Annotated in this window: 20 protein-coding genes and 1 pseudogene; 17 read left to right on the top strand and 4 right to left on the bottom strand. The window is 36.3% G+C overall.

The genetic code is table 11. The features are described 5' to 3' along the window. Positions 1 to 446 precede the first annotated feature (446 nt). The 13 genes and pseudogenes from FQ087_RS19520 (at position 447) to FQ087_RS19455 (ending at position 15,402) form a co-directional block, all read left to right on the top strand. A complete protein-coding gene (locus tag FQ087_RS19520) occupies positions 447 to 2,309 on the top strand; it encodes a T7SS effector LXG polymorphic toxin (protein ID WP_188006828.1) in 1,863 nt (620 codons plus the stop codon). 12 nt (positions 2,310 to 2,321) lie between these two features. Further along, positions 2,322 to 2,774, top strand: a complete 453-nt coding sequence (locus FQ087_RS19515) for a YrhA family protein (protein ID WP_149582273.1) — start codon at positions 2,322 to 2,324, stop codon at positions 2,772 to 2,774. A gap of 177 nt (positions 2,775 to 2,951) precedes the next feature. After that, the gene (locus tag FQ087_RS19510) at positions 2,952 to 4,517 is read left to right on the top strand and encodes a polymorphic toxin type 15 domain-containing protein (protein WP_255452463.1); all 1,566 of its coding nucleotides are present in this window, start codon (positions 2,952 to 2,954) and stop codon (positions 4,515 to 4,517) included. 18 nt (positions 4,518 to 4,535) lie between these two features. Beyond that, a complete protein-coding gene (locus FQ087_RS19505) occupies positions 4,536 to 5,081 on the top strand; it encodes a T6SS immunity protein Tdi1 domain-containing protein (protein WP_149582271.1) in 546 nt (181 codons plus the stop codon). A gap of 843 nt (positions 5,082 to 5,924) precedes the next feature. Further along, the gene (locus FQ087_RS19500) at positions 5,925 to 7,172 is read left to right on the top strand and encodes a mechanosensitive ion channel family protein (RefSeq protein ID WP_149582270.1); all 1,248 of its coding nucleotides are present in this window, start codon (positions 5,925 to 5,927) and stop codon (positions 7,170 to 7,172) included. A gap of 239 nt (positions 7,173 to 7,411) precedes the next feature. Next, complete coding sequence (locus tag FQ087_RS23170) at positions 7,412 to 7,684, top strand: hypothetical protein (protein WP_255452462.1); 273 nt, start codon at positions 7,412 to 7,414, stop codon at positions 7,682 to 7,684. 165 nt (positions 7,685 to 7,849) lie between these two features. Beyond that, complete coding sequence (gene imm47 / locus FQ087_RS19490) at positions 7,850 to 8,644, top strand: Imm47 family immunity protein (protein ID WP_149582269.1); 795 nt, start codon at positions 7,850 to 7,852, stop codon at positions 8,642 to 8,644. Between the two features lie 168 nt (positions 8,645 to 8,812). Next, a pseudogene (locus tag FQ087_RS19480) lies at positions 8,813 to 9,370 on the top strand (T7SS effector LXG polymorphic toxin). 117 nt (positions 9,371 to 9,487) lie between these two features. Next, complete coding sequence (locus FQ087_RS23165) at positions 9,488 to 9,982, top strand: hypothetical protein (protein ID WP_255452461.1); 495 nt, start codon at positions 9,488 to 9,490, stop codon at positions 9,980 to 9,982. Between the two features lie 54 nt (positions 9,983 to 10,036). Further along, positions 10,037 to 10,465, top strand: coding sequence for an SMI1/KNR4 family protein (locus FQ087_RS19470; RefSeq protein ID WP_149582266.1), 429 nt, complete (start codon positions 10,037 to 10,039; stop codon positions 10,463 to 10,465). A gap of 406 nt (positions 10,466 to 10,871) precedes the next feature. After that, positions 10,872 to 12,326, top strand: a complete 1,455-nt coding sequence (locus FQ087_RS19465; protein ID WP_149582265.1) for an S-layer homology domain-containing protein — start codon at positions 10,872 to 10,874, stop codon at positions 12,324 to 12,326. A 306-nt stretch (positions 12,327 to 12,632) separates the two neighbouring features. Next, positions 12,633 to 14,117, top strand: coding sequence for an S-layer homology domain-containing protein (locus FQ087_RS19460; RefSeq protein ID WP_149582264.1), 1,485 nt, complete (start codon positions 12,633 to 12,635; stop codon positions 14,115 to 14,117). Between the two features lie 181 nt (positions 14,118 to 14,298). Further along, complete coding sequence (locus FQ087_RS19455) at positions 14,299 to 15,402, top strand: alpha/beta hydrolase (protein ID WP_149582368.1); 1,104 nt, start codon at positions 14,299 to 14,301, stop codon at positions 15,400 to 15,402. Between the two features lie 304 nt (positions 15,403 to 15,706). On the opposite strand, the gene FQ087_RS19450 is transcribed toward FQ087_RS19455, so the two are convergent. Beyond that, entirely contained in the window at positions 15,707 to 16,384 is a 678-nt protein-coding gene (locus FQ087_RS19450) for a hypothetical protein (protein WP_149582263.1), read from the bottom strand. A 746-nt stretch (positions 16,385 to 17,130) separates the two neighbouring features. Here FQ087_RS19450 and FQ087_RS19445 point away from each other — a divergent pair. Both FQ087_RS19445 and FQ087_RS19440 read left to right on the top strand, forming a co-directional pair. Continuing rightward, positions 17,131 to 18,096 carry an aromatic acid exporter family protein gene (locus FQ087_RS19445; RefSeq protein ID WP_149582262.1) on the top strand — a complete coding sequence of 322 codons (966 nt, stop codon included), beginning with the start codon at positions 17,131 to 17,133 and terminating at the stop codon, positions 18,094 to 18,096. Between the two features lie 137 nt (positions 18,097 to 18,233). Continuing rightward, complete coding sequence (locus tag FQ087_RS19440) at positions 18,234 to 18,779, top strand: DUF4386 domain-containing protein (RefSeq protein ID WP_149582261.1); 546 nt, start codon at positions 18,234 to 18,236, stop codon at positions 18,777 to 18,779. A 263-nt stretch (positions 18,780 to 19,042) separates the two neighbouring features. Here FQ087_RS19440 and FQ087_RS19435 read toward each other — a convergent pair whose 3' ends face one another. The 3 genes from FQ087_RS19435 to FQ087_RS19425 are packed head-to-tail and all read right to left on the bottom strand — an operon-like array spanning position 19,043 to position 21,087. Further along, positions 19,043 to 19,840, bottom strand: a complete 798-nt coding sequence (locus FQ087_RS19435; protein ID WP_149582260.1) for a hypothetical protein — start codon at positions 19,838 to 19,840, stop codon at positions 19,043 to 19,045. Between the two features lies 1 nt (position 19,841). Then, complete coding sequence (locus tag FQ087_RS19430; protein ID WP_149582259.1) at positions 19,842 to 20,714, bottom strand: ATP-binding cassette domain-containing protein; 873 nt, start codon at positions 20,712 to 20,714, stop codon at positions 19,842 to 19,844. Continuing rightward, a complete protein-coding gene (locus FQ087_RS19425) occupies positions 20,704 to 21,087 on the bottom strand; it encodes a GntR family transcriptional regulator (protein WP_149582258.1) in 384 nt (127 codons plus the stop codon). The genes FQ087_RS19430 and FQ087_RS19425 overlap by 11 nt, the downstream gene beginning before the upstream one ends. Before the next feature lie 845 nt (positions 21,088 to 21,932). Between FQ087_RS19425 and FQ087_RS19415 the strand changes: the two genes are divergently transcribed. Beyond that, positions 21,933 to 22,298 (top strand): hypothetical protein, encoded by a 366-nt coding sequence (locus FQ087_RS19415; protein WP_149582257.1) that lies wholly within the window; start codon positions 21,933 to 21,935, stop codon positions 22,296 to 22,298. 342 nt (positions 22,299 to 22,640) lie between these two features. Next, positions 22,641 to 23,093, top strand: coding sequence for an SRPBCC family protein (locus FQ087_RS19410; RefSeq protein WP_149582367.1), 453 nt, complete (start codon positions 22,641 to 22,643; stop codon positions 23,091 to 23,093). Positions 23,094 to 23,252: the final 159 nt, after the last annotated feature.

The following is a 23,252-nucleotide window of genomic DNA, read 5'->3' as shown; positions in this document are numbered from 1 at the left end:
ATATAGACGAAGCTGAAATAGTGCTTTCGTTAACGAACTCAATGTAGCAAGTTTACTGATCAGAAGGTAATGCTGTTTCACTTTGTCAACATTAATTAATCATATCCGGAAGAATGGATGGACATCATCTATTTTAAAATGACTATGTGATGGAAGAAAAACTAATTTAGGCTGTTATGAAGTACACCTTACCTCCTGTATTTGAAGCTGTATCAAAACTTAAAACAGAACCTCATTAGCACGAGACATGTGCTATTTTATATATATTAATTCGTTATTTTCAGGAATATTCTAACTTCTGCCTTTACATTCTAGTGGATAAATGAAATATTATAACTATTGATAGTGTAGTAGAGGAGGAGAAGAATGTTCACCTGTAGGGTATCATTGTATACTAAAGAATATTGTGAAGTGGCTATTTTTAAACGATTGATGAGGCAATGCCTATGAAAATAGTAGATGTAGATTTATTTCAGGATGGGCTGCAGCGCAACATTACTATGTTGGACAGGCTAAGCGGTGAGATGGAAGCGATCCACCATACAGTGGAGGGTCTAGTTCAGATGGAGGAACAATTTAAAGGAGCGGGAGGTAATGCCATTCGTTCCTTTTACCAGGAATGTCATTTACCATTTCTTCATTATTTTCAGTTGTTTTCAGAACAATTCAAACAAGTGCTTCAACAGATGGAGGCAGCACTTCATTCACTCGAACCAGATTCGGCAGGCTTCATACTAGAACAATTCCTAGAAGGAGAACTGGAACAGGGACTTACGCTAATTGGTCATCTCACCACTAGTTTGACGGATGAGGCAAACAGTATCATGGATCAGGTGAGTGATATTGTCGGACTGCCTCACTTAGATGATAGCGGAGTGCAGGAGGGAGTCATTCGTTCAAAGAGAAAACGTGATGAAACCATCTCACAACTTTATGAATTTGACGCAACCCAGACTTCCGCACTGAATCCCTTTGAACAAGATTTGCAGACGATGAACACGTGGCTTACGGATATGGAGGGACTGTTCCAAGCAGGGGTCAAGGACATAACCTTCGTCCAGAGCCAATGGAATGTTCTGACGTTTAGAAGTGAAATTAGAACGGAACTATTCCCAAAAGTGTACTTAAATCCTAGCGACTTATGGATAAAGGAACAAGAACAGCTGATCGGCACGATGATTACTGCGGCCACTTTTCAAACCCTTGAAGGGAAAAAAGTAACTACTATTGAAGAAAATCTAGAGGAAAATATAAAATATCATGAGTATGAAAATGGTTTACTTATTAAAGAGTATATTGTAGGCAAAACAGTTTTCTATGAAGTTGTTTCCAAAGTTGAATATAAAGTAGAAGAAATCGTTAAAGTCGACAAACCGAAAGAAAACAAATTACTAGATTATTTTCAGGTTGGATTAGATATTGCAGGGCTTGTACCCGTTTTTGGTGAAGCAGCAGATGGCGTAAATGGTGTTATCTATGCGGCGAGGGGGGATGAATTAAATGCGGCCCTTTCTTTTGGAGCGATGATTCCAGTTGCTGGTTGGGCAAGTACGGGTGGGAAATTAGCCTTAAAAGGAAATGATTTAAATCAAGTAAGTAAAGTGGTAAGTACAGAGAAGATGGCGTCCATCTATTCCCCAATTTACCAGGATGTCGTCAACAGTCCACTGGGAAAAACTCAAAATCAACTAGATTTCTTAACTAACACACATTACCAATTGGGTACGCCAAATGCCCTTGCATTCAATATGCCATTTGCAAAAACGGATATTCCTACGAGTATCAAAAGTGGAGATGTCGATGTTAAGGTTGAAATAAAGAATGTGGATGTTGGGGCTAAGGGTACGGGTAATGTTATTGAAGGAGGGACAAAGGTCGATTTTGCAGGAAAACTTCGAGGGTTAAATGTTACTCTAGAAGGAATAAAAACAAAAGAAATAGTATATGTAAAACGAGATAGAACAGAATTAGAAAGCTTAAGAAAAGAGTTTGATAATTCGATAAGAAAACAATTTTTGAGCGACTTATCAAAAAATACAAATATTTTAAAAGATGCAGGTTTCTCTGATGTTGATTTATTAAAATTACAAAAAGGTAGAGTTCCTGATGGTTGGCAAGTTCATCATAAAGTACCAATAGATGATAGCGGAACAAATAGTTTTAATAACCTAATATTAATCCAGAATGAACCTTATCATAAAGTTATAACAAATTTTCAAAATAGCTTTGCAAAGCAACTAGCTCCAGGTGAAAAACAAATAGTTGATTGGCCATTTCCTGAAGGGAAATTGTATCCTGAAAAACGTTAGGGGGGTTAAAATATGTGGAATATCAAATTAGAAGAAATAATAGAGGAGAAAAATTTATACGGCGAGCAAGTAAATACAGGCGCTAGTGAAGTAGAGTTAGCTAAATTTATGAAAAATGTTAAGGAAGAGTTACAAAAAGACTTACCAAGTGAATATAATAATGTTTTGAAGGCAATAAATGGTTTAGAGTTTAATGGGTTTATTCTATATGGAATAGATGAAGTATTATTAGAAAAAAAACCGAACCAACATATTAATGGATTAATTTCTTTTAATCAGATATGGTATGAAAATGAAGACCAGAAAAAATATTTGTTTTTAGGAGAAAGTAATATCAGTTGGTATGTATATGATACAAATAAAGAGCAATATATTGAATTAGATAATCCATCAGGGCGAGAAATGGTTGAGTTCAAAAAATTTGATGAAATGCTTGAAAAGATATTGTCAGATTCATTATTATAATAAATTTAATAAAAGAAAATTAAATTATAACCAAAGAATTAGTAAGCAGTGCATTCCTAGATGACTTTCCAAGTGTTGAAACTGCATTCGTTACCGTAACTGCAGAATAGTTACTTAACCTTGATTGGCTTAATGCCTTTCAAGGTTTTTTATTTAAAACAAGACTAATATAGAAGTTTGACGGATGAGGCAAACAGTATCATGGATCAGGTGAGTGATATTATCAGCTTACCCCACTTAGATGAGAGCGGAGTGCAGGAGGGAGTCATTCGTTCTAAAAGAAAACGTGATGATACCATCTCGCAACTTTATGAATTTGATGCAACACAGACTTCTGCACTGAATCCCATTGAACAAGATTTACAGACGATGAACACGTGGCTTACGGATATGGAGGGGCTGTTCCTAGCAGGGGTCAAGGACATAAATTTCGTCCCGAGCCAATGGAATGTTCTGACGTTTAGAAGTGAAATTAGAACGGAACTGTTCCCAAAAGTGTACTTAAATCCTAGTGACTTATGGATAAAGGAACAAGAACAGCTGATCGGCACGATGATTACTGCGGCCACTTTCCAAAACTTTGAAAGAAAAAAAGTAACTACTATTGAAGAAAACGTAGAGGGAAATATAAAATATCATGAGTATGAAAATGGTTTACTCATTAAAGAGTATGTTGTTGGCCAAACAGTTTTCTATGAAGTTGTTTCCAAAGTTGAATATAAAACAGAAGAGATCGTTCAAGTCGACAAACCCAAAGATAACAAATTACTAGATTATTTACAGGTTGGATTAGATATTGCAGGGCTGGTACCTGTTATTGGTGAAGCAGCAGATGGCGTAAATGGTGTTATTTATACGGCGAGAGGGGATACATTGAATGCGGCCCTCTCTTTTGGAGCGATGATTCCGGTTGCTGGTTGGGCAAGTACGGGTGGGAAATTAGCCTTAAAAGGAAATGATTTAAATCAAGTAAGTAAAGTGGTAAGTACAGAGAAGATGGCGTCCATCTATTCCCCAATTTACCAAGATGTCGTCAACAGTCCACTAGGAAGAACTCAAAATCAACTAGATAGCTTATCTAACACTCATTACCAATTGGGTAGGCCAAATGCCCTTACATTGAATATGCCATTTGCAAAAACGGATATTCCTACGAGTATAAAAAGTGGAGATGTCGATGTTAAGGTTGAAATAAAGAATGTGGATGTTGGGGCTAAGGGTACGGGTAATGTTAAGATTTTAGATAATTTACCTAGAATAAAAGAAATTGAAGTGAACTTTAATAGAAATGTTAAACATGATTCAGAAGAGTTTACAAGACAATTAAAAGACCAAGAAAAAGGTATGAATGAGTTAACGGTTGACGAATATCTAATAAATAGAGAAAGATATATTGCCGAAGGTAGAGCAATAGAAGGAAATGCAGCTCAAAAAATGGCTAGACAAGAAGCGCTTAAAGACAAAATTACTGAACTGCGAAAACAAGGACTTTCCAGAGCGGATGCGACAAAGCAAGCTTCAGAATGGATGGGAACAAAAGCAGCACTCCATATTCCAGATCAAATAGCTGGAGGAAGAGCAAACATTATTGGAGGTTTGGGGGATAAAAGAGTAAATTCCTCCATTGGTACTCAATGGAAATATAGGATTGATGTTGTTGATGATCAAATAAGGGGAATTGCTAAGAATATGACACCTGAGCAGCTAAAGAATAATTATTTAAATGTGAAATTAACTGAATAATCAAAGGGGGATTTTTAAGTGGAAACTATATTTAGCGATTTTATTAAACATGAAACTGTTGATGAAGATGTTATTTTGAAGTATAAGGATAAACTTCCTGAAGAGCTAATAGAAATATGGGGAAAATATGGTTTTGGTAGTTTCGTAAATGACTATTTAAAAGTTATTAATCCAGACGATTATTTAGATATTTTAGAGAGAAGTTACCTAAGGTATGAGCAAGCGATTCCTATTTTTACAACCGCAATGGGTGATATTATAGTATGGGAGAAAGATAAGTATGTAAATTTGTTAAACTTTAGGAAAGGATATGTTAATGTTGTTTCATCCGGATTTGAATTCTTTTTTGATGATTTAAAAGATAATGACTTTATGAACGATGAATTAATGTGGCAGCCTTATCCTGAAGCGACTAGTAAATATAGTGCCCCTAACTATGACGAGTGTTTTGGATACACCCCTTTATTAGGATTAGGTGGAACAGAAAAAGCTGAAAATCTAAAAACAGTGAAACTAATAGAGCATATATTAATTGCCACTGAATTCATGGGTCCTATTGAATAACAAGAAACTCAGTTTTAGATAAGACGAGTCGAGTGAACAATGATTAATTCATAAACTTAATTTTAAGGTACATGTGCAACAAACAATAACAAACAATTAGCACAATTGTATGAAAATAAAAAAGGGATAGATGTTGAAGTAAATACCTAATCCACTTCTTATAAAAATGTAATTGTAGTGATTTGACGGAATAGCGTCGTGCACAGTTACTTGAAATTCACAATAATAAAATGAGCCATTCCCCGATTTTATCGTGGAATGGCTCATTTTCGTTGTCCTCATTACTTTTTTAGTGACTTAGTAAAATACGTAAGTAGATCCAGCGAAGGTGCCTTACAAGTGTCCAGTAACTGGACACCGGGTAGCCGAAGCCATAAGCAAGCGCCGAAGCGGTTTCAATGGAAACTTTCAGTCACAATTTGATGGAGAGAGCACTTTTTTAGCAGCCTTGCACACGTCGCACTATTCAATACCTACTAATGGTTCAATGGATTGTAAGGACCACAAGTTTTTTTCACGATCTCAATGTTAGCTTTGCTATTTGGGTAAACTACTAATGCCTTCATTTTTACAAAAACCTTGGTGCTAGCATGGAACTTCTTTATTCTATTTCCTCATAAACAGATAGAATGATGGCAAGTATAGTATGATTAAAACAATATTGTTGATGAACAAGACTTTATAAATGAGTACTGCGGAAATGCATTGAATACTGTCATCATAAAACAGAATGAAGGTAAAAGTTAATGGATTCTGTTATACTTATATACTTAATTACAATACAAAAGCGTTACATATTAATACGTTATAAACAAAATTCACGACAGATTAGGAGTGGAACAAATGATCTTTATCCGAAATCGTCTTTTAGGATACGGCGTGGATTCGACATGGGTTGACAGTATTTCCTTTGTCATTTTGATTAGTTTTATCGTAGTACTTTGTATCATTGCAAACTTCATTACTAAACAGGTGATTATCCGTTTTATCACACATATTTTAAGCAAGCACAAGTTCAAGTGGGATAGTATTTTATCGAGAAGAAACGTTTTCCGTCAAATGTCTCATTTTGTTCCTGCGATTATTATTTACTCTTTTGCATCGTCTTTCCCGACTTATCAAAAGGCAATCGAAACGTTAGCGCTCGCGTATATTATGATTGTCGCATTAAATGTAATTAATCGGTTATTAAGCGTTTGTAATGACATTTATCAAACGTACGAAGTGTCAAAAACGAAGCCGATAAAAGGCTATATCCAAGTTGCCAAAATTGTAGTCTTTATCGTAGGGACCATTTTGGTGATTGCTACACTGATTGGAGAAAGCCCGGTCATTCTACTTAGTGGAATAGGTGCTCTTTCGGCAGTGTTTATGTTGGTGTTTAAAGATTCGATTCTAGGACTAGTTGCGGGGATCCAGTTATCCGCCAATGATATGGTCCGCGTTGGCGATTGGATTGAAATGCCGAAGTACGGAGCAGATGGGGATGTCATTGATATTTCCTTGAATACGGTAATGGTGCAGAACTTTGATCGCACGATTACGATGATCCCAAGTTATGCGTTGATCTCCGATTCTTTTATTAACTGGAGAGGGATGCAGGAATCTGGCGGTAGACGTATTAAGCGCGCCTTGTATATTGACACGACAAGTATTACATTTTGCACGAAGGAAATGATTGAGGAATTTAAACACATCCATTATTTGAAGGATTATATTGTTCAGCGTGAACGTGAGATAGAGGAATCGAATAGCAAAAATAATGTCGACCGCAACAATCGGGTGAATGGAAGAGCGCTAACAAATATTGGCGTCTTCCGAGCATACATCATTGAATATCTAAAACAGCATCCGGGCATTCATAAAGAGATGACGTTGATGGTTCGTCAGCTAGCTCCTGGAGAGCACGGATTGCCATTAGAAATTTATGCTTTTACCAAGAGTGTGCAATGGGCTGTCCATGAAAATGTACAGGCAAATACGTTTGATCATCTAATTGCAGTTGTGGATCAATTTGGACTTCGCTTATTTCAAAATCCGTCGGGTAATGATCTTAATTGGATGAAGGATCAACCCAGCATCGACGAATAAAAATATAATATCAAAAACCAGTTGCCCATGCATCAAACATGAAAGTTTGATGCATGGGCATTTAAAAATGTCCTTCTTTTCAGCGTAAGGTTCCTCTATTCAAAACTATAAAATCCACTTTTACTCTTGTCATTTTCCATTATGATACGGATTGGTATTGTTCCGTCAGTCAATACAAGTAGAAAGAATATGGTTTCAAGAATGGCAAATCCCAGCAATTATTGAAAGCGCATGGAGCAATGATTTCCATTGCTGGCTGGGTAAGTACCGGTGGGAAATTCGCTGTAAAAGGAAACGATTTATATCCAGCAGAATCTACTATTGTGCAAGGTGATGATTTAGTTAAAGCTAGAGCAGAGTATAATGCCTTGAATAGGAAAGACGAGTTAGAAAAAGGTCATCATATTCAATGTCTTTGGTCTGATGGTGTTAATATTAATTTCAATATTAAATTTACTGGTGAATCTACAATAAAGAGAGAGAAATTTGGATTTTATCATCAAAATGGATAAGGTAAAGAAAATGCAAAAGTACTAAAAATACATCAAAATGAAAAATTTTTTTGTATTTGGTAATAATACTGAACATACTGCCGCTATCGTTTTCCAGAATAAAGTGATACCATCACAGAAAGGTAAAGGAATGAGAGAATTGGGTGGAATGGAGAATGAAAGGATATGCCTGATAATTTGAGGAACAGTATATGGTATGGCTCAAAAAGTAGTAAAGAAGAAATTGAAGAATTAAAACAATTACTTCTAAAAATTTCTACAGAGAAAGACTGTATTCTTGTAATAAATGAATTATTAAAGGTAGGAGACTTTTCTGCAAAAGGTTTATTAATTCAATTATTAAACTCATCCGAAGAAGAAAATGTATTGAATCTAGGTGTGAGGCTATTTTGCTCTATTTTAACACATGAAGATTTGTTAGAGACCGGTAATTTTGAGTTCTTATCAAATGCCTCTGAAGACACTATCTCAACTTTTGCATCGTGTGCAATAGACACTATGTCCTATAATGTAATACCTCTTCTTTTAGTACTACTTGAAGATTGGGAGGATACAAATATAGAAGTAGAGATTAGAAATACTTTGGAAATATATTTGAATTATACGAAGGATATTGGTGAAAATGCCTCGGTTGAAGAAATTGGTCAGTTATATAATAATTTACTAAAAAGTATTGATGATAGTTTATATTATTATTTTAGCGAGCCTTCCTTCCCAGGCGCTTTAGCAAAAGAACTGATTCAAGCATCTGTAGCATCAATGAATCAAAGTAGACCTTTAGGGAGGGATTTAATACCAACACTATTATCAATTTGGAGTGGGGTAAAATGCCCTGTTGAGTATAATACAGTCATTAATGATGAGAAGTTTAAGCAATTGCTTAATTACGTAGAAGATCTTTCAGAAATGGATTGGAAATCTGGTGGGAAATACTTTTACGGACATTTATTAAATAGTTAATCTAAGTAAGGTTTATTGCTGCCATTCTGCAATGACAAAAAAAGTACCAAGTTATAAACGATTCCGAGTCGTTTATAACTTGGTACTTTTCATTATCCCTTCAAGCAACTGCTTTAAAATATGCGACCAAACTACCGATGAAATCGGTAGTACTAAGTGCTTCACCAGATGGAGGCGGCGCTTCATTCACTCGAATCTGATTCAACCGGTTACATAGTAGAACAAATCCTAGAGGGCGAGCTAGAACAGGGACTTACGCTTATTGGTCATCTCACCGCTAGTTTGACGGATGAGGCAAACAGTATCATGGATTAGGTAAGTGATATTGTCGGACTGGCCCACTTAGATGATACCATCTTAAAACTTTATGAATTTGATGTAACACAGACTTCCGCACTGAATCCCATTGAACAAGATTTGCAGACGATGAACACGTGGCTTACGGATATGGAGGGACTGTTTCGGGCAGGGGTAAAGGACATAAACTTCATCCCGAGCCAATGGGATGTCCTTTCATTTAGAAGTGAAATTAGAACGGAACTTTTCCAAAAAGTGTACTTAAATCCATGGTTGAAGGAACAAGAACAGTTAATCGGTACGGTGATTACTGCAGCGACTTTTCAAACCCTTGAAGGAAAGAAAGTAACTACTATTGAAGAAAACGTAGAGGGAAATATAAAATATCATGAGTATAAAATGGTTTACTCATTAAAGAGTATCTTGTAGGCAAAACAGTTTTCTATGAAGTTGTTTCCAAAGTTGAATATAAAACAGAAGAGTTCGTTCAAGTCGACAAACCCAAAGAAAACAAATTACTAGATTATTTACAGGTTGGATTAGATATTGCAGGGCTTGTACCTGTTTTTGGTGAAGCAGCAGATGGTGTCCATCTATTCCCTAATTTACCAGGATGTCGTTAACAGTCCACAAGGCAAAATTCAAAATCAACTAGATATTTTATCTAACACTCATTATCAATTGGGTGCGCCAAATATCCTTACATTCAATATGCCATCCGCAAAAATGGATATTCCTATGAGTATCAAAAGTGGAGATATTAATTGGGCTATGGTCCGAACAAAAGGTGCTAAAAAAGGTCGCGGGTTAACAAATGCTGAAGCATCTGCGAAATACGGACTTGCTCCTATTCTTGATGATGCAAGTAGTGATGCAACGTTGCATCATTCACAACAAAAAGGTGTTGGGCCATTATATGAAGCTTCAACTAGGTACCATAATATAAGTAATGCTAAAAGAGCTCCACTACATCCTTATAAAGGAAAGTTAAACCCATTTTATCCAATGGATGAGAAATTAGAGGTGCATTTCAAAAAGTAGATTCTATTAATTATTAGAAAATAAGAGGAGAAGAAACTATAGGAGGAAAATAACATGAGTATTTTGCCTGTGAGACTAGATGAAGTTCTAGGAGAAGAAATATATAAACGTGAAGATAGCAATCTAGTACAGGATGCTTTAATAAGGCTAGGTGTAAACGTATCAGATACTTTCCAAGAATTTTATATCCAGTATGCAGGACCTTTTTGGGAAGAGCATGTACCCTTTGAATTATTAGATATAGCAAATGAAGAAATTAATATTGAAACATACACACTCATTTCTAGAAAAGAACATGGTTTTCCGAAGCAGTATCTGGTTTTAAGTGAAATGTCTGCAAATGCTGTATTAGTGCTGGATACTGTAACAGATAAAGTTTATATAGTTAATTTTGAGGGTGGAGATGAACTGCTTTTAAAAGGAGAGCTAAAGGAAACTTGGTCATCGTTTTTTGATTTCTTGAAGGCGTATTTTAATTGTTAATGGATGATTCCAATCGCTGGCTGGGTAAGTACCGGTGGGAAATTCGCTGTAAAAGGAAATGATATAAATCAAGTAAGTAAAGTGGTAAGTACAGAGAAGATGGTGTCCATCTATTCCCCAATTTACCAGGATGTCGTTAGCAGTTCACTGGGAAGAACTCAAAATCAACTAGAAAGCTTATCTAACACTCATTACCAATTGGGTACCTCGTTTTCTTAGATTCAGTCCCTCTCTTACGTCCTTATATGACATGCTTCTCTCTGCTCTGTCCAAACCATTGAATTGTCATAACTAAACCATGCGCAGGAGTCTTTCGCGTAAAGTGTTCAACCACAAAAGCTATCAAACTACCTCGACTTTCAATTATTTGTAAATTATAGTAGTCTAGTTGAAAGGGGAGATTACTTTGAAAAAAACGATAGTTTTATTATTGTCTATGATGTTGGTATTTATAGGGAGTGGGGAAGTAGCTAAAGCTGAAGGGTTTTCTGATGTTAAAACTACTCATCCCTTTTATCAACACATGATGTATTTATATGATGAGGGTATTATACAAGGCGATGACAATAACCGTTTTGTGCCCGATAAAAATGTTACGCGTGGAGAAGCTATCTTAATGATTGCCAGAACGCAAGGTTTAAATACGACGAAACGCAAAACTGTTTTTTCGGATGTAGCTAGTTCAAGCATAGCTTCGGGTGCCATTCAATCTGCTTATGAAAAAGGCATTGTTCCGAGTAATAAAGAAGGAAAGTTCTATCCGAATGATCCTGTCAAACGTTCTGATATGGCCATTTTACTTGCGAGTGCATTCTCGATGGTTGATGAAGAGTTGATCCCTTTTAACGATATAACGGTGAGTTCAAAAGCCTTTTCATCGATTCGAAAAGTGATTGCAGCGGGTGTAGCACAAGGTCATTCTGATGGAACCTTCCGACCAGACAAACTAGTGTCACGAGCGGATTTCTCAGGGTTTTTAGCAAGGGCAAAGAATGATGAATTTCGCTTAGCTGTTAATGTATGTGGATATAATCCGGAGAGTCGTACGAATCCTGATCGTCAGACGATGAACTGTTTAATCACGAAAGCTGCTCAGCAATCAGCTTCGGTAATTCCGCCGGAAATTGTCAAAGCAGTTGCATCTGTAGAAAGTAATAACTGGAAGCATTTCGATGCTAGTGGAGAACCTATTATTACGGCCGATGGTGGGATTGGCTTGATGCAAATAACAAATACAGAGGGATATGATGAGGAACGTTTGAAATATGATTTACCTTATAATATTAAAGCAGGCATTGATTTTTTAGTGAAAAATTTCAAGCGAAGTGATTTACCTAAAGTCGCCAATCACAATCCTCAAAATCTCGAAAGCTGGTATTTTGCGATCATGGCTTATAACGGGACAAAGGCAGTGAATAGCCCGTTTTATCAAGCAACGGGTAAAAGAAACGGCACAGCTTACCAGGAAAAAGTGTATCAAGAGTTAAGTGAAAATGGATTAGTTGCGACAAATATTAAATCGATTGCAATGACGAAAGACGACTTCTATTATGATATGAATAATACAATAAAATTCAAAAAGAAATCACTGAGCTTATCTAAAAAAGCAACAGTGTCTAAGGAGTTATTGAAAGCTGGCGATGTAGTTACCTATACTGCGTCGGGCATGCGCGCAAACCCAAATACCAAAGCTACACTTATTCCAACGACTTTGGTGGATATAATGACAATTATCGGGGCTCCTGTATACGATAAACAAAAAAATTCGACCAACCTGTTTGTTTGGTATCCGGTTCGTGCAGTTCAGAAAGGCAAGACCATATCAGGCTATATTGCTTCACCATATATTCGCCAAAGTTAACAATAGGGAAATCCTCTTGAGGTCTACATGACTTAAGAGGATTTTTTATTCACAAAAATTTACAGAAATGTGGGTGTTTGCGGTTATAACTACTTATCTATTAGTTAACCAAGAATAAGCTGTTATTCATTCAAGGAACACCAATACAGAAAAGATATATAGCTGGAAAGTTTGAGTGACTGGCACCTCAATTTTAATAGGGTGAATGAGTGCAAGCAAACACAGCATAATCGGAAAGACGGTAGTTTTAGGAGGTAGCTTCCTATATAATGGAACCTATTAACAGAAAAGAGAGGAAGATAGCGGATGATAAAGAAACTTCTTACAGTAGTCGGCGTGCTATTGCTGACATGCAGCCTGACTTTATCCAGCACGTCTGCCGCAAGCACAGAGCGATTTTCAGACGTACCGTTATCAAAGCATTTTGCAGAATCTGTTTATGATCTGGCAGAACGCAATATTATCGGAGGCTATCCGGACGGCACATTTAGACCCAGTAATACTATCACGAGAGGACAGGCGGCTGCGATCATCGCAAAGATGATCAAATTGGACACTTCTAAAGTGAAGGATCCGGGGTTTAAAGATGTCCCGAAAGCAAACGGCTACTATAAAGCGATTGCCGCATTGGTGGAAAAAGGCATTATAAGTGGATACGGAGATGGACGTTACGGTCCGAACGATACTATCACGCGTGGACAGATGGCTTCGATACTTGTTAAAGCGTTCGATCTGCCGCGTTATGATTTCAACTCGTATAAAAGTCCATTCGAAGATGTTAAACGAGGGACAGGTCATGATCGGAGCATTCTGATCATCTATAGACTTGGCATCACGACAGGAACGTCTCCTGACAGATTCAGCCCGAACCAGTCCGTCACAAGAGGACAAGCGGCCAAAATGTTGAGAACGACGGAAGAAGCGAAGTTACCGATTGTTACGGTGCGGGCAAGCGACTACAAATGGGAACAGTTTAAAATGTACGATTCAAATCATGAAGATTCTGGTTTGTTCAATGCGGTTGTCGGAAGCAATAAACCAAATAGCAGTACTTCGGATAAGATCCACTTAGTCCCGCTCCAAGAAGGGACGGGTACATTCAGTGTCGCTTTAGTGTATTCAGGAAATCCTGATAAAAAATACTACCGAAAGTATTATGTGCATATCAAAGAAGTGGATGGCAACCTAAAGTTGACGCTAGAGGAGACAGACGATTTTCTCACTACACCAGCAGTTCTCGATGTAAGGGATAAAGAACAGGTCCTGAACGTTTCGCTCTCCACAATGGACGGAAAGAAGCTGTCTGACAATGCGGAGTTCAGAAAATGTCTCTCGTTCAGTCGCTCTGATTGCCGCGATGCCGACCAGACCGATGCTGAAGGTAACTATAATAATATCCGTATCGCGATCGATAAGCCGGGTCAATATATTGCCACTGTCCGTTTCGTCGGTGGAGAAGAAGTACGGTACGGGATCGAAGCGGTAAGTTCCGCTCCGTCTTTTTATTATGGCATCCGTACACTTGAGGAAAAGCCGACTGCATCAGTGGATCTGGGAGCAGACTACAACATAGGAAAGCACGTAATTCCAAAAGATGCTGAGCAGATTGCCGTAATCACAAGAGATGCGGGAAGCAACATGTTCCATGCTGCAGGAAAGAAAAGAGGCTCCTTCGATATTAGGCTACCAGACCATAACAAGACTGATCTTATAAATATCGGTGTACGTGTTCATGAATTGGGCCCAATTATTCATGTTGAGATATATGAATCGATTGACATGCATATGTGATTGAATGAGGAATACTAAAAAAGTAGGCATGCCGAACATGTCTGCTTTTTGTAATGCATGAAATCCGTCCGGCTGAAAGTTCACTGCTACTGCCGGTATGGACTACAATAGGGTTATTACGGATGAACGTGTAAAGACATATATAAGATAATCTGAAAAAAAGAGGTGTGTATTTATGGTCATGGAAAGAAAATATTCAAAAGAATTATTAGATAAGCTTGTTGAACGTGAAGAAACCATTATGCTAAAGGGCGTAGAGGTTCTTGTTAAAAACTTGCCAGACAGTGATGAAAAAGGTGCAATGGATCCACGTCTGTATAAAGATATGAAAAATCAGCTTTTATTAATGAAATATATGCCGAAATTTTTAATGAAGATGGACATTTCGCCAAAAGGAATTAAAAAGCTCCGGAAAATGTTTAATGGGGTAAAAAGTAATCCTATCGTTAAAAAGAATATTGAAATAGAACATAGACAAGTGACAGGAGAAGACGGGAATCAGATTCCGATAAGAATTTACACATCAGAAACAATCAGAAAAAATGCCCAGGTTTTATATTTCATCCATGGTGGGGGATTCTTTGGAGGTTCCCCTGATGTTGTTGAGGAGTTTGTGAAGTTAATAGTAGAGAATACAGATATACTTGCAGTGTCTGTCGATTATAGGCTTGCACCAGAGAATCCATACCCGGCAGGTCATAAAGATTGTTATTCTACTTTAAAATGGATTTATGATCATGCCGAAAGTTTAGGTGGAGATAGGAGTAATATTTTTGTTGCGGGGGATAGTGCAGGAGGAAATTTAACGCAATATTGTACAACTAGGGATATGGAAGATGGATTAGGAATGGTTAAGGGTCAACTATTACTTTACCCGACAGTAAATATGGCTGGAATTGAAGATGAGTATTATAAATGGAGCATTGATGAATATGAGATGTCTCCTAAACATAGATCGGGTATAAAAATGATGTTAGACATGTTTGGTTCACTAGCATCATTAGGGGATATATTAGGGACTACAGAAATAGATAATGACTATTTAACACCATATAAGAAGAATCCTAAGGGTTTACCACCAACCTTTATTACAGTAGGCGAGCATGATTTTCTCAAAGTAGAAAGCCTAGCCTATGCAGTAAAGTTAGCCAAGGCAGGAGTAGAAACGAAAACGGTGTTATATAAAGGCTTTGGACACGCATATGCTGATAATGTAGGAGTCTATCCTCAAAGTGAGGATTGTGCAATTGAAGTGGGTAAGTTTATTTTAGAACACACAAAGTAACAGGACATGGATACTAGAACGAATCCATGAAATTGAAGTTCATCCTAACTATATATGATTCGATCGACACGCATATGTGATTGAATGAGGAATACTAAAAAAGCAGGCATGCTTGATATATTAGCATCCTTTATACAATGTGCAACATTATGTAAACTATATTAATTGAACAATAGGAGATCGTCATCGACGATCTCTTTTATGTCGTATCGGGACCATAAAGTGTAGTAGAAACATCTGATACGTAGCATTTTTCCAACGCCTTATAAATGGAAAAATGTGGTATCGTTATATAGGTAGCTCTTCACCAAACGGGCCATTTTGAAGAATGTTTTGTTATCAATCTTCTTTTGGTCCAAATCAATGTAAATATCAAAAATAGCTCAAATGCGTTCGTCACTGCTCCACTATCTACATTTATAGGTACAGCACTTCCAATCGTCATAACAACGGCACCTATAAAGAAAACTGGCCATTTCGTTTTTTTCCATAAGATCGCACTTGCCACAATGAGAATAAGTGTAACTAATAACACCATAATAGGAGGACCTGTCGCTTCTTCGACATTTGAATAGCTGATGACTCCGTATTCTTTTACTACTTCAAGTTCCAACCCCATAACTTCTATCGAAAATTCTAATACTATTAAGCCAAATGTATAAAGAATACCTAATAGTACTAGCCACTTTTTCTTTGCCCATTCAATTCCACTTTCCCGTAACGTACCAATCGAATACATTACAAGCAAGGGTGTTATTAAAGCATGTAAGCAAAAACGAGAGAAGTTTAAGCTTTCAAGTAACTCTCCTTCACCAATCCACTTACCTGTTGCCAATAGCAAGTTATCATAAATAAGCGGCAATATTACTATATAAATAACACTAGTCCATCTTGCTAAATCTTGTTTTCTAATGCAGTATAATCCCCAGATCAATAATGTCGCATATAAAGCAGCATAAAGAAAATATAAAAACGTGTCCATTTAATCCAACTCCTTTTTATTCCATTCCCAAAGCCCAATTGTTTTAACCAGAAAATTTAATAAGGGTACCCACTAGCTGCAAAGGAGCGGAATAGTATATTTTTTCCATTATACGACGATTAGAAATTAAAAAAATAAAAAAGGGGCTCTTACTGTGAAATAAGGACTATCGACTAACTAGTTTCTTATTCTTCAAAAAAGAGATTCCTTATAAATATGTAATTCTAGTGAATTGCTGGAATAGTGTCGTGCACAGGTGCCTGAAATTAAAAATCCATTAGCTGATGGTTTCATGGAAGCAAGGGAAGTCAACTAAAGGTACAAACGCCGGACACTCCACCCTATAAGGGTATTCGCTTTTTCAATTGGCTATGTTTAATAGGGGCGACCACAGTTTCTAAGACATTTCAGATTTTTTCAGAACCAGGTCCTTTATAAATTTGGAAAGTCTTGCGCTCGGACATTCTCGATAAAGACATCTACATCGAGACGACACAAGGTACGTGTTTCCATCTTAATGCGTTAGATATATATCACGATTCATTATCTACGTGTTAAACTATAGGCAGATGAATTTCGAGGAATACCCCGAAAACGATTCTTAGAATACACTACAAATGGATTGAGACTCATCAAAGCTGATTTCATCCGGTTATCGTGTCTAAAATTGTACATATATTTAAATCAACACGAATGTGTGTAAAACAGATAACCTGCAATATAGAAAATAATAGGATGGTGCTTCCATGATTGGTATGGGCTATCGAACGATAAAGACTGCTGTAGGAGCAGGGCTGGCAATTTGGATTGCGAGTTTATTGGAATTGGAATTTGCAACATTTGCAGGAATTATTGTTATTATGTGTATCGAGAAAACGAAGAAAAAGACATTAATTACAATGAAGGATAAATTCTTTGCCTCTCTTTCTTCTTTGATTCTTGGTGCTTTGTTGTTTGAAGTATTAGGGTATTATCCCATTGTTTTTTCCTTATTTATTTTATTATTTGTTCCAATCCTTGTCAGAGCTCACATCCAGGGTGGTTTTGTCACAAGTATGGTTGTCGTATTACATGTTTATACGGTAAAGGATGCTACCTGGGCTATGTTTTTGAACGAGCTCTATATTATTTTCATTGGTATGGGAATTGCTCTTCTCGTCAATAGTTTCATGCCAAATTTCAAGCGAGATATTGAAATCTTTAAGAAGGAGATTGAACAAAAGTTCAAAATTATTCTCTTTGAATTTTCCGCCAACTTAAGGGATAGTATGCGAAACTGGGATGGGAAAGAGATACTTGAGGTAGAAGATTTGATTAATCAATCCAAAAGCATTGCCATTCAAGATATAGAAAATCATCTGCTGCGAAAACAAAATAAAGATTATTATTATCTGGAAATGCGAGAGGATCAACTGGAACTCCTAAAACATATGATGAAAATCGTTGCTATTTTCTCTTCATCCAGCCTAGACATCAAGCAGAAAGAAATGTTTGCAGAGTTCTTGGAGAATTTAAGTCGGAACGTTCATTCGGGAGATACAACGGACATTTCATTAAATGAGTTAGAGGAATTAAGTGCCTTGATCCGCAAGATGGAGTTGCCGAAGACAAGAGAAGAATTTGAAGTACGGGCGAATCTATTTTATTTGATTTTTGAAATGAAAAACTACTTAACCATTAAGAAAAAACTTTTTGCAAAAAGAAGTCGATAGGGGAATGAGCCTGTGGGAGATGATTCATCACTATTTCATAAAATAAACAGCGGATATTGATTATATAACGCTCTGTCGATATTCTCTCGATTTTTAATATATTTTCTGGTTTTTGGGTACGTGATTGGGTTTGAGAAATTCCTCTGAACGACATTTTTTATGCTTTAAGGAGGATAAAACTTCCATTTTATATTAATCTCAAGTTAGCTCTTTGGCAGGTTTACTTCAGGTTTCTTGAAGCTGTTATAATTAGTGTATTATCTTTATTGACCTTAACCCAGAATTTTTTAGCAAATGGAGCTGCGAATCCTGCTTCTTATCAAGTTGCAGGAATACTATTAATAGCTATACATGACTGGACGTTTATACTTGGACCTTTTTTTATGTTAGGTATCAATACGATTATGTATAGTTATATATTTTATAAATCCAAGCTTGTACCCAGACCTATATTTATCTTAGGGAGGTCAGGAGCAGTGATGGTATTTATTAATGCTCTATTAGTACTATTTGATGTAGTTGAACAATTTTCTACTTGGGGTATTTTGGCGCTTCCAATAGCAGCATTTGAAATGATATTAGCTGTATGGCTCCTTGTTAAGGTTTTCAATGAGTCTGCAATTTTTTCCTTGTCAAGAATAGCAAACGACAAAAGATTAGCTAAAGCAGATCGACTGAATTAATACAAAAAAGAGTACTGGATTATGACATCGTCACAATCCAGTACTCTTTTACTTCAGTTATTCTTTTGAGTTTTGTGATTCTTTCCTTTTTAAGGATTAATTGGAAGTTAATTACTTATCGTAGCAGGCTCAACAAACCAAGGCGGGGGATTTTGAGAACCGGAACCCATCGAGAACTGCCACAAACGCATTTATTATACCGTGAATTCATTGAACATAAAGCGTAAGACTGTATTTACGTAGATAGTGTTTACTATTGCTAACTAAAACATCTTAATTGTAATACTTCTGGTTATCAGTCGAATGATCCATAAAATAAACACGATTAGTACAAACATTCCTACTATAGTGGCGAAGACTGGAATTGTTGTTGGTGCAAATGGCAATAAGGTTGTTAGGGGTTCACCAAGTTCGCTGCCCAAAAGAAATTCTGTGCAAGCGATAAATAGTAGAGAGATTAGGATGAATCCAAACCCGACAATCCATCCAAATCGGTAATATCCAACACCGATTAACCAACCGATTAGATAAAAGATAAAGATACTAATACTATAAGTAAGTAGTGTTACTGCTAAATTGCTACCAACATCTATGAATTTGGAACCTCCGAACATCATTCCTGTTAAATCAATAGAGATATTCTTATTCGCATTCTCAATAAGGCTGTTTTCCATTGAGCTATTGAGCACATGGGATAGACTGAAAAGTTTTAAAGTAACATACTCTATCCCAGTTAATATTGATGCAAAAACAGCAATTGCAATGGAAATACCAAATGAAGATAGTGCTGTCCCTATAAAATAATCTTTTCTTGTTAACCCTTGGTGTATATAGAAAGGTAGAAAATAATAGGCTGAAAGAGTTCCTATGACGAGCATATATATTCTTGAAGAGCCATAGGAAAATGCCGAAAAGTCTCCGAATGTATTACCTAAATTAACAGAAATAACAATTAATACAATATATGCTAATAAAATAAAACTAAGAAACCAAAGTGACCATTTTAGTTTTATAAAAAACATGTCTTGCGCAACTTTAGAATAGATGGATTTTTGTTTCATATTAAACCTCCTCGCTTGTTAGATGAATGAATAAGTCTTGTAGTGATATAGGTCCAATTTCAAGTCCTCTACGCTGTGCTTCATGTCTTTTTTCTTCATTAAAATGCCCATAGACCATAACAGATTTTGTATTTCCTAACCGTTGTTCGTTTAATTTCTTCATATCACTTACAAAATCATCTACTTCCTCTGCAGACCCCGTAATTGAAGCACCTTTAGAAACAAGGGTTTCGTATTCTTCCTGTAACACAAATTCACCTTTATCAATGATGATTACTTCATCAAATAAATAATCCATTTCCGAAACAAGATGTGTTGATAAAATAAAAGTACGAGGATTGCGTGCTTGATTCTCTAATAATTCTTTATAAAAAATTTGTCTTGTTGGGGCATCCATGCCAAGATAAACTTCATCAAAAATGGTTATACTTGAGCGACTTGCTAACCCTATTGTTACATTGAGTGCAGATTGCATCCCTCGGGAAAGCTGATTGAATGGCTTGTTTAATGGAAGCTTAAACTGTTTGATGAGATTCTCTGCGTATTTTTCATCAAAATTAGGACGATATCTTTTGACATTTTCAAGCATATCTTTAACTTTTTCTGTTTCGTCCTTATAATCTGCTTCATAGTGGAATGAAACGTTTTGCATAATTTCTGCATTTTCAAATGGAACTTTACCAGCAATTTTTATCGAACCTTCTGTTTGCTTACGAAAAGCTGCTAATAGTGATAATAGAGAAGTTTTCCCCGCACCATTTCTACCAAGAAGTCCATAAATTTTACCGTGCTCAAATGTACATGAGATATCTTTAAGTGCTTCAAAGCCCTTGTATTTTAAACCAACTTTTGTTATTTCTATATCAAACGTCATAACGATCACTTCCTTTCTCTTTTCTAATTAAGTCGACTATTTCACGTTCTGATATTTCCAATTTATTCGCTTCTTGAACTAAACGCACAATATAATCATCAACAAAAGCTTCTTTTCTCTTTTGAATGAGTTTTTGCTTTGCACCATCTGCGACAAACATCCCAATACCTCTTTTTTTATAAAGGATTCCATCATCAACCAGTTGATTTACACCTTTTGATACAGTGGCATGATTAATTTTATAAAAATGAACCAATTGGGTTGTAGAAGGGGCTTGCTCTCCTTCTTTCAATTGGTTGTTTACAATTTGATCTTCAATCTGTTCGCGTACTTGCATAAATATAGGTTTGTTCGCATCAAATGACTTACTCATTTTGATTCACCACCTTGCTTTTTCATTTATATCCTCCTTATAAGGTTATATGGTTATATACTGATGTGTATAACTGTAACAGGCTGTTTTTTTTAAGTCAATAGTGTTGTCCTGAAGCGAAACAGGTTAAATACTAGAACTTCTTGTAAAGAGATATATTCATCCCATTGTTATAATAGAGAAAATCCAATTTAAACGGAACTTAAATGGTGATTAATCATAAACAACCCATTTTAGAAACTAGAGTTAAGAACATCATTGAAATTACTGGATTATAATTTAAACATTCAAACAACAGTGGGGAGTTAGAGCCATATAAAGATTGGTCTTTGAGTCTAGAAGAACTTGCGGAGAATCTGGTTACATTGATGAACATGGACGAAAAGGCCGGTATGGCTTATTAATACACGTAAGATGGGACTTTCTCAAATAGATAAGGAAAAGACAAGCCATGACGGTACATTAGACGAAGCGATTGTAGAAAAAAGAGAAAATACATTTGCAACGTCAAAAGTATATGGAACAACACATACGATTGAGAAAAGAAATTTAAGACACTTCATTTTAAGGGATAACTTTAGTTCAGCTGTATTATAGCCTTTCTAGGGACGTTTGGTTCGACTCCCGTCATCTCCATAGTTAAAGTTCATTGAGTTTCAATGAACGGATAAATAATTATCAAATTTTTAATTGTACTAACCTTTGCTTTTTTGTAACATAAGTATATACATCTAACGGCCTTTTCACATCTTAATGACCCAAGCGAGCGAGTGAAATCAGATTCTTAACGATTTTATCAAGTATCAATCAAACTAATTCAGAGACGAAGAGAGGACGGTATTAACATGGAAAACGTATCAAATGTAGATAAATTGGAATCACTAAAATCCTTTCAATCGACAATTAGTAAATCTGAAAAGGCCTTGGCTACGATGACTCAGAAAGACGCAAATACTACCCTAATAAGCAAACGACTCAAAGCTCTTTACATCGGCTTAGTCATGCTGGAAAACGTTTGGAATCAAAGACCCCATCAATACACCCAGGAAGATTTAGCAGAAGCCCGCAATGTTCTTATTAGTTTATTCCCATCAATTGAGAACAGTTATGTTAAGTCAAAGGCAGGTAGTCCTCAAAGAACGCTTTTAGAAAGGAGAATTAAGTCATTGGAACTAGCTGTTCAAGCGATTGACGATCTTTCCGTTGAATAATTTATCTCACAAAATATATAGCCGATAGAGTAACGGGTAGTTTTAATGGTAGAAGAATTAACGGTTTTGAACATGTATCACTAAAGATGATTACTTAATGCAACAATTTAAGGGGTTAGTGGTGAAGATTTGATAATAGCTTTCACTTTTTCAATATCTTTTCAAAAGTGAATGGTGCCATATTCTTTTTGAATTCTGAATTAATATAGAAACTGGTACTCATTTTTCAACTTATTTAATTTCTTTCTAAAAGGTGTTAAATGTGAATCTGTACTGGTAAAATATTATATGTTAGTGGTAGATTCACATTATAAATACATAAAGAAGGAAGTAGTGAAACGTATGGCAATTGCATCGCATTCTGTAATCATTTCAGCACCTGTAGAGAACGTATGGGAATACGTTAGTCAAATTGAGAACTGGGCAATAATGGTTCCTGCCTATAAGGAGCATGAACAAATTGATGAACAAAAGTCAGTTTGGACATTCGAAGGGAATATTAAAGGATTTAAAAAGGCTGTGAAAATGGAGTTAAACATCACTGAATTTCATGAGCCATCGTTGATTCGGTTCGAGTTAAAAGGGTTAACGGAAAACTTTACAGGTAGTGGCAAGTTTACTGCTGAAGAGACGGCAGGGGAAACAACGATGACAGGGACAATTGAAGTAAATGCAGGTGGCTTAACAGGCGCTGTGTTGACACCTGTTATTAAAATGGTGTTGCCGAAAGTGACAACACGCTTAACAGAGAAAATTGCACGCCAAGTTAAGCAGGAAAAGATGCCAGTTCGGTAAAGATGGTTTTGCTTATTGAGGTGACGGGCATTCATGCAATAGTGAAAGTTTGAACAGACATGTTTGTTGGAGTGCCTGTGCTTTTATATTAAAGAGCTATTGCAGGAGAAGTTGAAGTGAGTGGTGCGCAGGCACTATCACGATTCGAAGGGCGTAAAT

The sequence above is a fragment of the Sporosarcina sp. ANT_H38 genome, assembly GCF_008369195.1.
In the GTDB taxonomy this organism is placed as follows: Bacteria; Bacillota; Bacilli; order Bacillales_A; family Planococcaceae; genus Sporosarcina.
Note: the sequence above shows the minus strand (reverse complement) of the source record. Positions and strands in the feature narration are given on the sequence as shown.

Bases quoted from the DNA above. Each gene is read 5' to 3' on its own strand.
- FQ087_RS19520 (WP_188006828.1), top strand. From the start codon at position 447: ATGAAAATAGTAGATGTAGATTTATTTCAGGATGGGCTGCAGCGCAAC.
- FQ087_RS19515 (WP_149582273.1), top strand. From the start codon at position 2,322: ATGTGGAATATCAAATTAGAAGAAATAATAGAGGAGAAAAATTTATAC.
- FQ087_RS19500 (WP_149582270.1), top strand. From the start codon at position 5,925: ATGATCTTTATCCGAAATCGTCTTTTAGGATACGGCGTGGATTCGACA.
- FQ087_RS23170 (WP_255452462.1), top strand. From the start codon at position 7,412: ATGATTTCCATTGCTGGCTGGGTAAGTACCGGTGGGAAATTCGCTGTA.
- imm47 (WP_149582269.1), top strand. From the start codon at position 7,850: ATGCCTGATAATTTGAGGAACAGTATATGGTATGGCTCAAAAAGTAGT.
- FQ087_RS19470 (WP_149582266.1), top strand. From the start codon at position 10,037: ATGAGTATTTTGCCTGTGAGACTAGATGAAGTTCTAGGAGAAGAAATA.
- FQ087_RS19460 (WP_149582264.1), top strand. From the start codon at position 12,633: ATGATAAAGAAACTTCTTACAGTAGTCGGCGTGCTATTGCTGACATGC.
- FQ087_RS19455 (WP_149582368.1), top strand. From the start codon at position 14,299: ATGGAAAGAAAATATTCAAAAGAATTATTAGATAAGCTTGTTGAACGT.
- FQ087_RS19450 (WP_149582263.1), bottom strand. From the start codon at position 16,384: ATGGACACGTTTTTATATTTTCTTTATGCTGCTTTATATGCGACATTA.
- FQ087_RS19445 (WP_149582262.1), top strand. From the start codon at position 17,131: ATGATTGGTATGGGCTATCGAACGATAAAGACTGCTGTAGGAGCAGGG.
- FQ087_RS19435 (WP_149582260.1), bottom strand. From the start codon at position 19,840: ATGAAACAAAAATCCATCTATTCTAAAGTTGCGCAAGACATGTTTTTT.
- FQ087_RS19430 (WP_149582259.1), bottom strand. From the start codon at position 20,714: ATGACGTTTGATATAGAAATAACAAAAGTTGGTTTAAAATACAAGGGC.
- FQ087_RS19425 (WP_149582258.1), bottom strand. From the start codon at position 21,087: ATGAGTAAGTCATTTGATGCGAACAAACCTATATTTATGCAAGTACGC.
- FQ087_RS19415 (WP_149582257.1), top strand. From the start codon at position 21,933: ATGGAAAACGTATCAAATGTAGATAAATTGGAATCACTAAAATCCTTT.
- FQ087_RS19410 (WP_149582367.1), top strand. From the start codon at position 22,641: ATGGCAATTGCATCGCATTCTGTAATCATTTCAGCACCTGTAGAGAAC.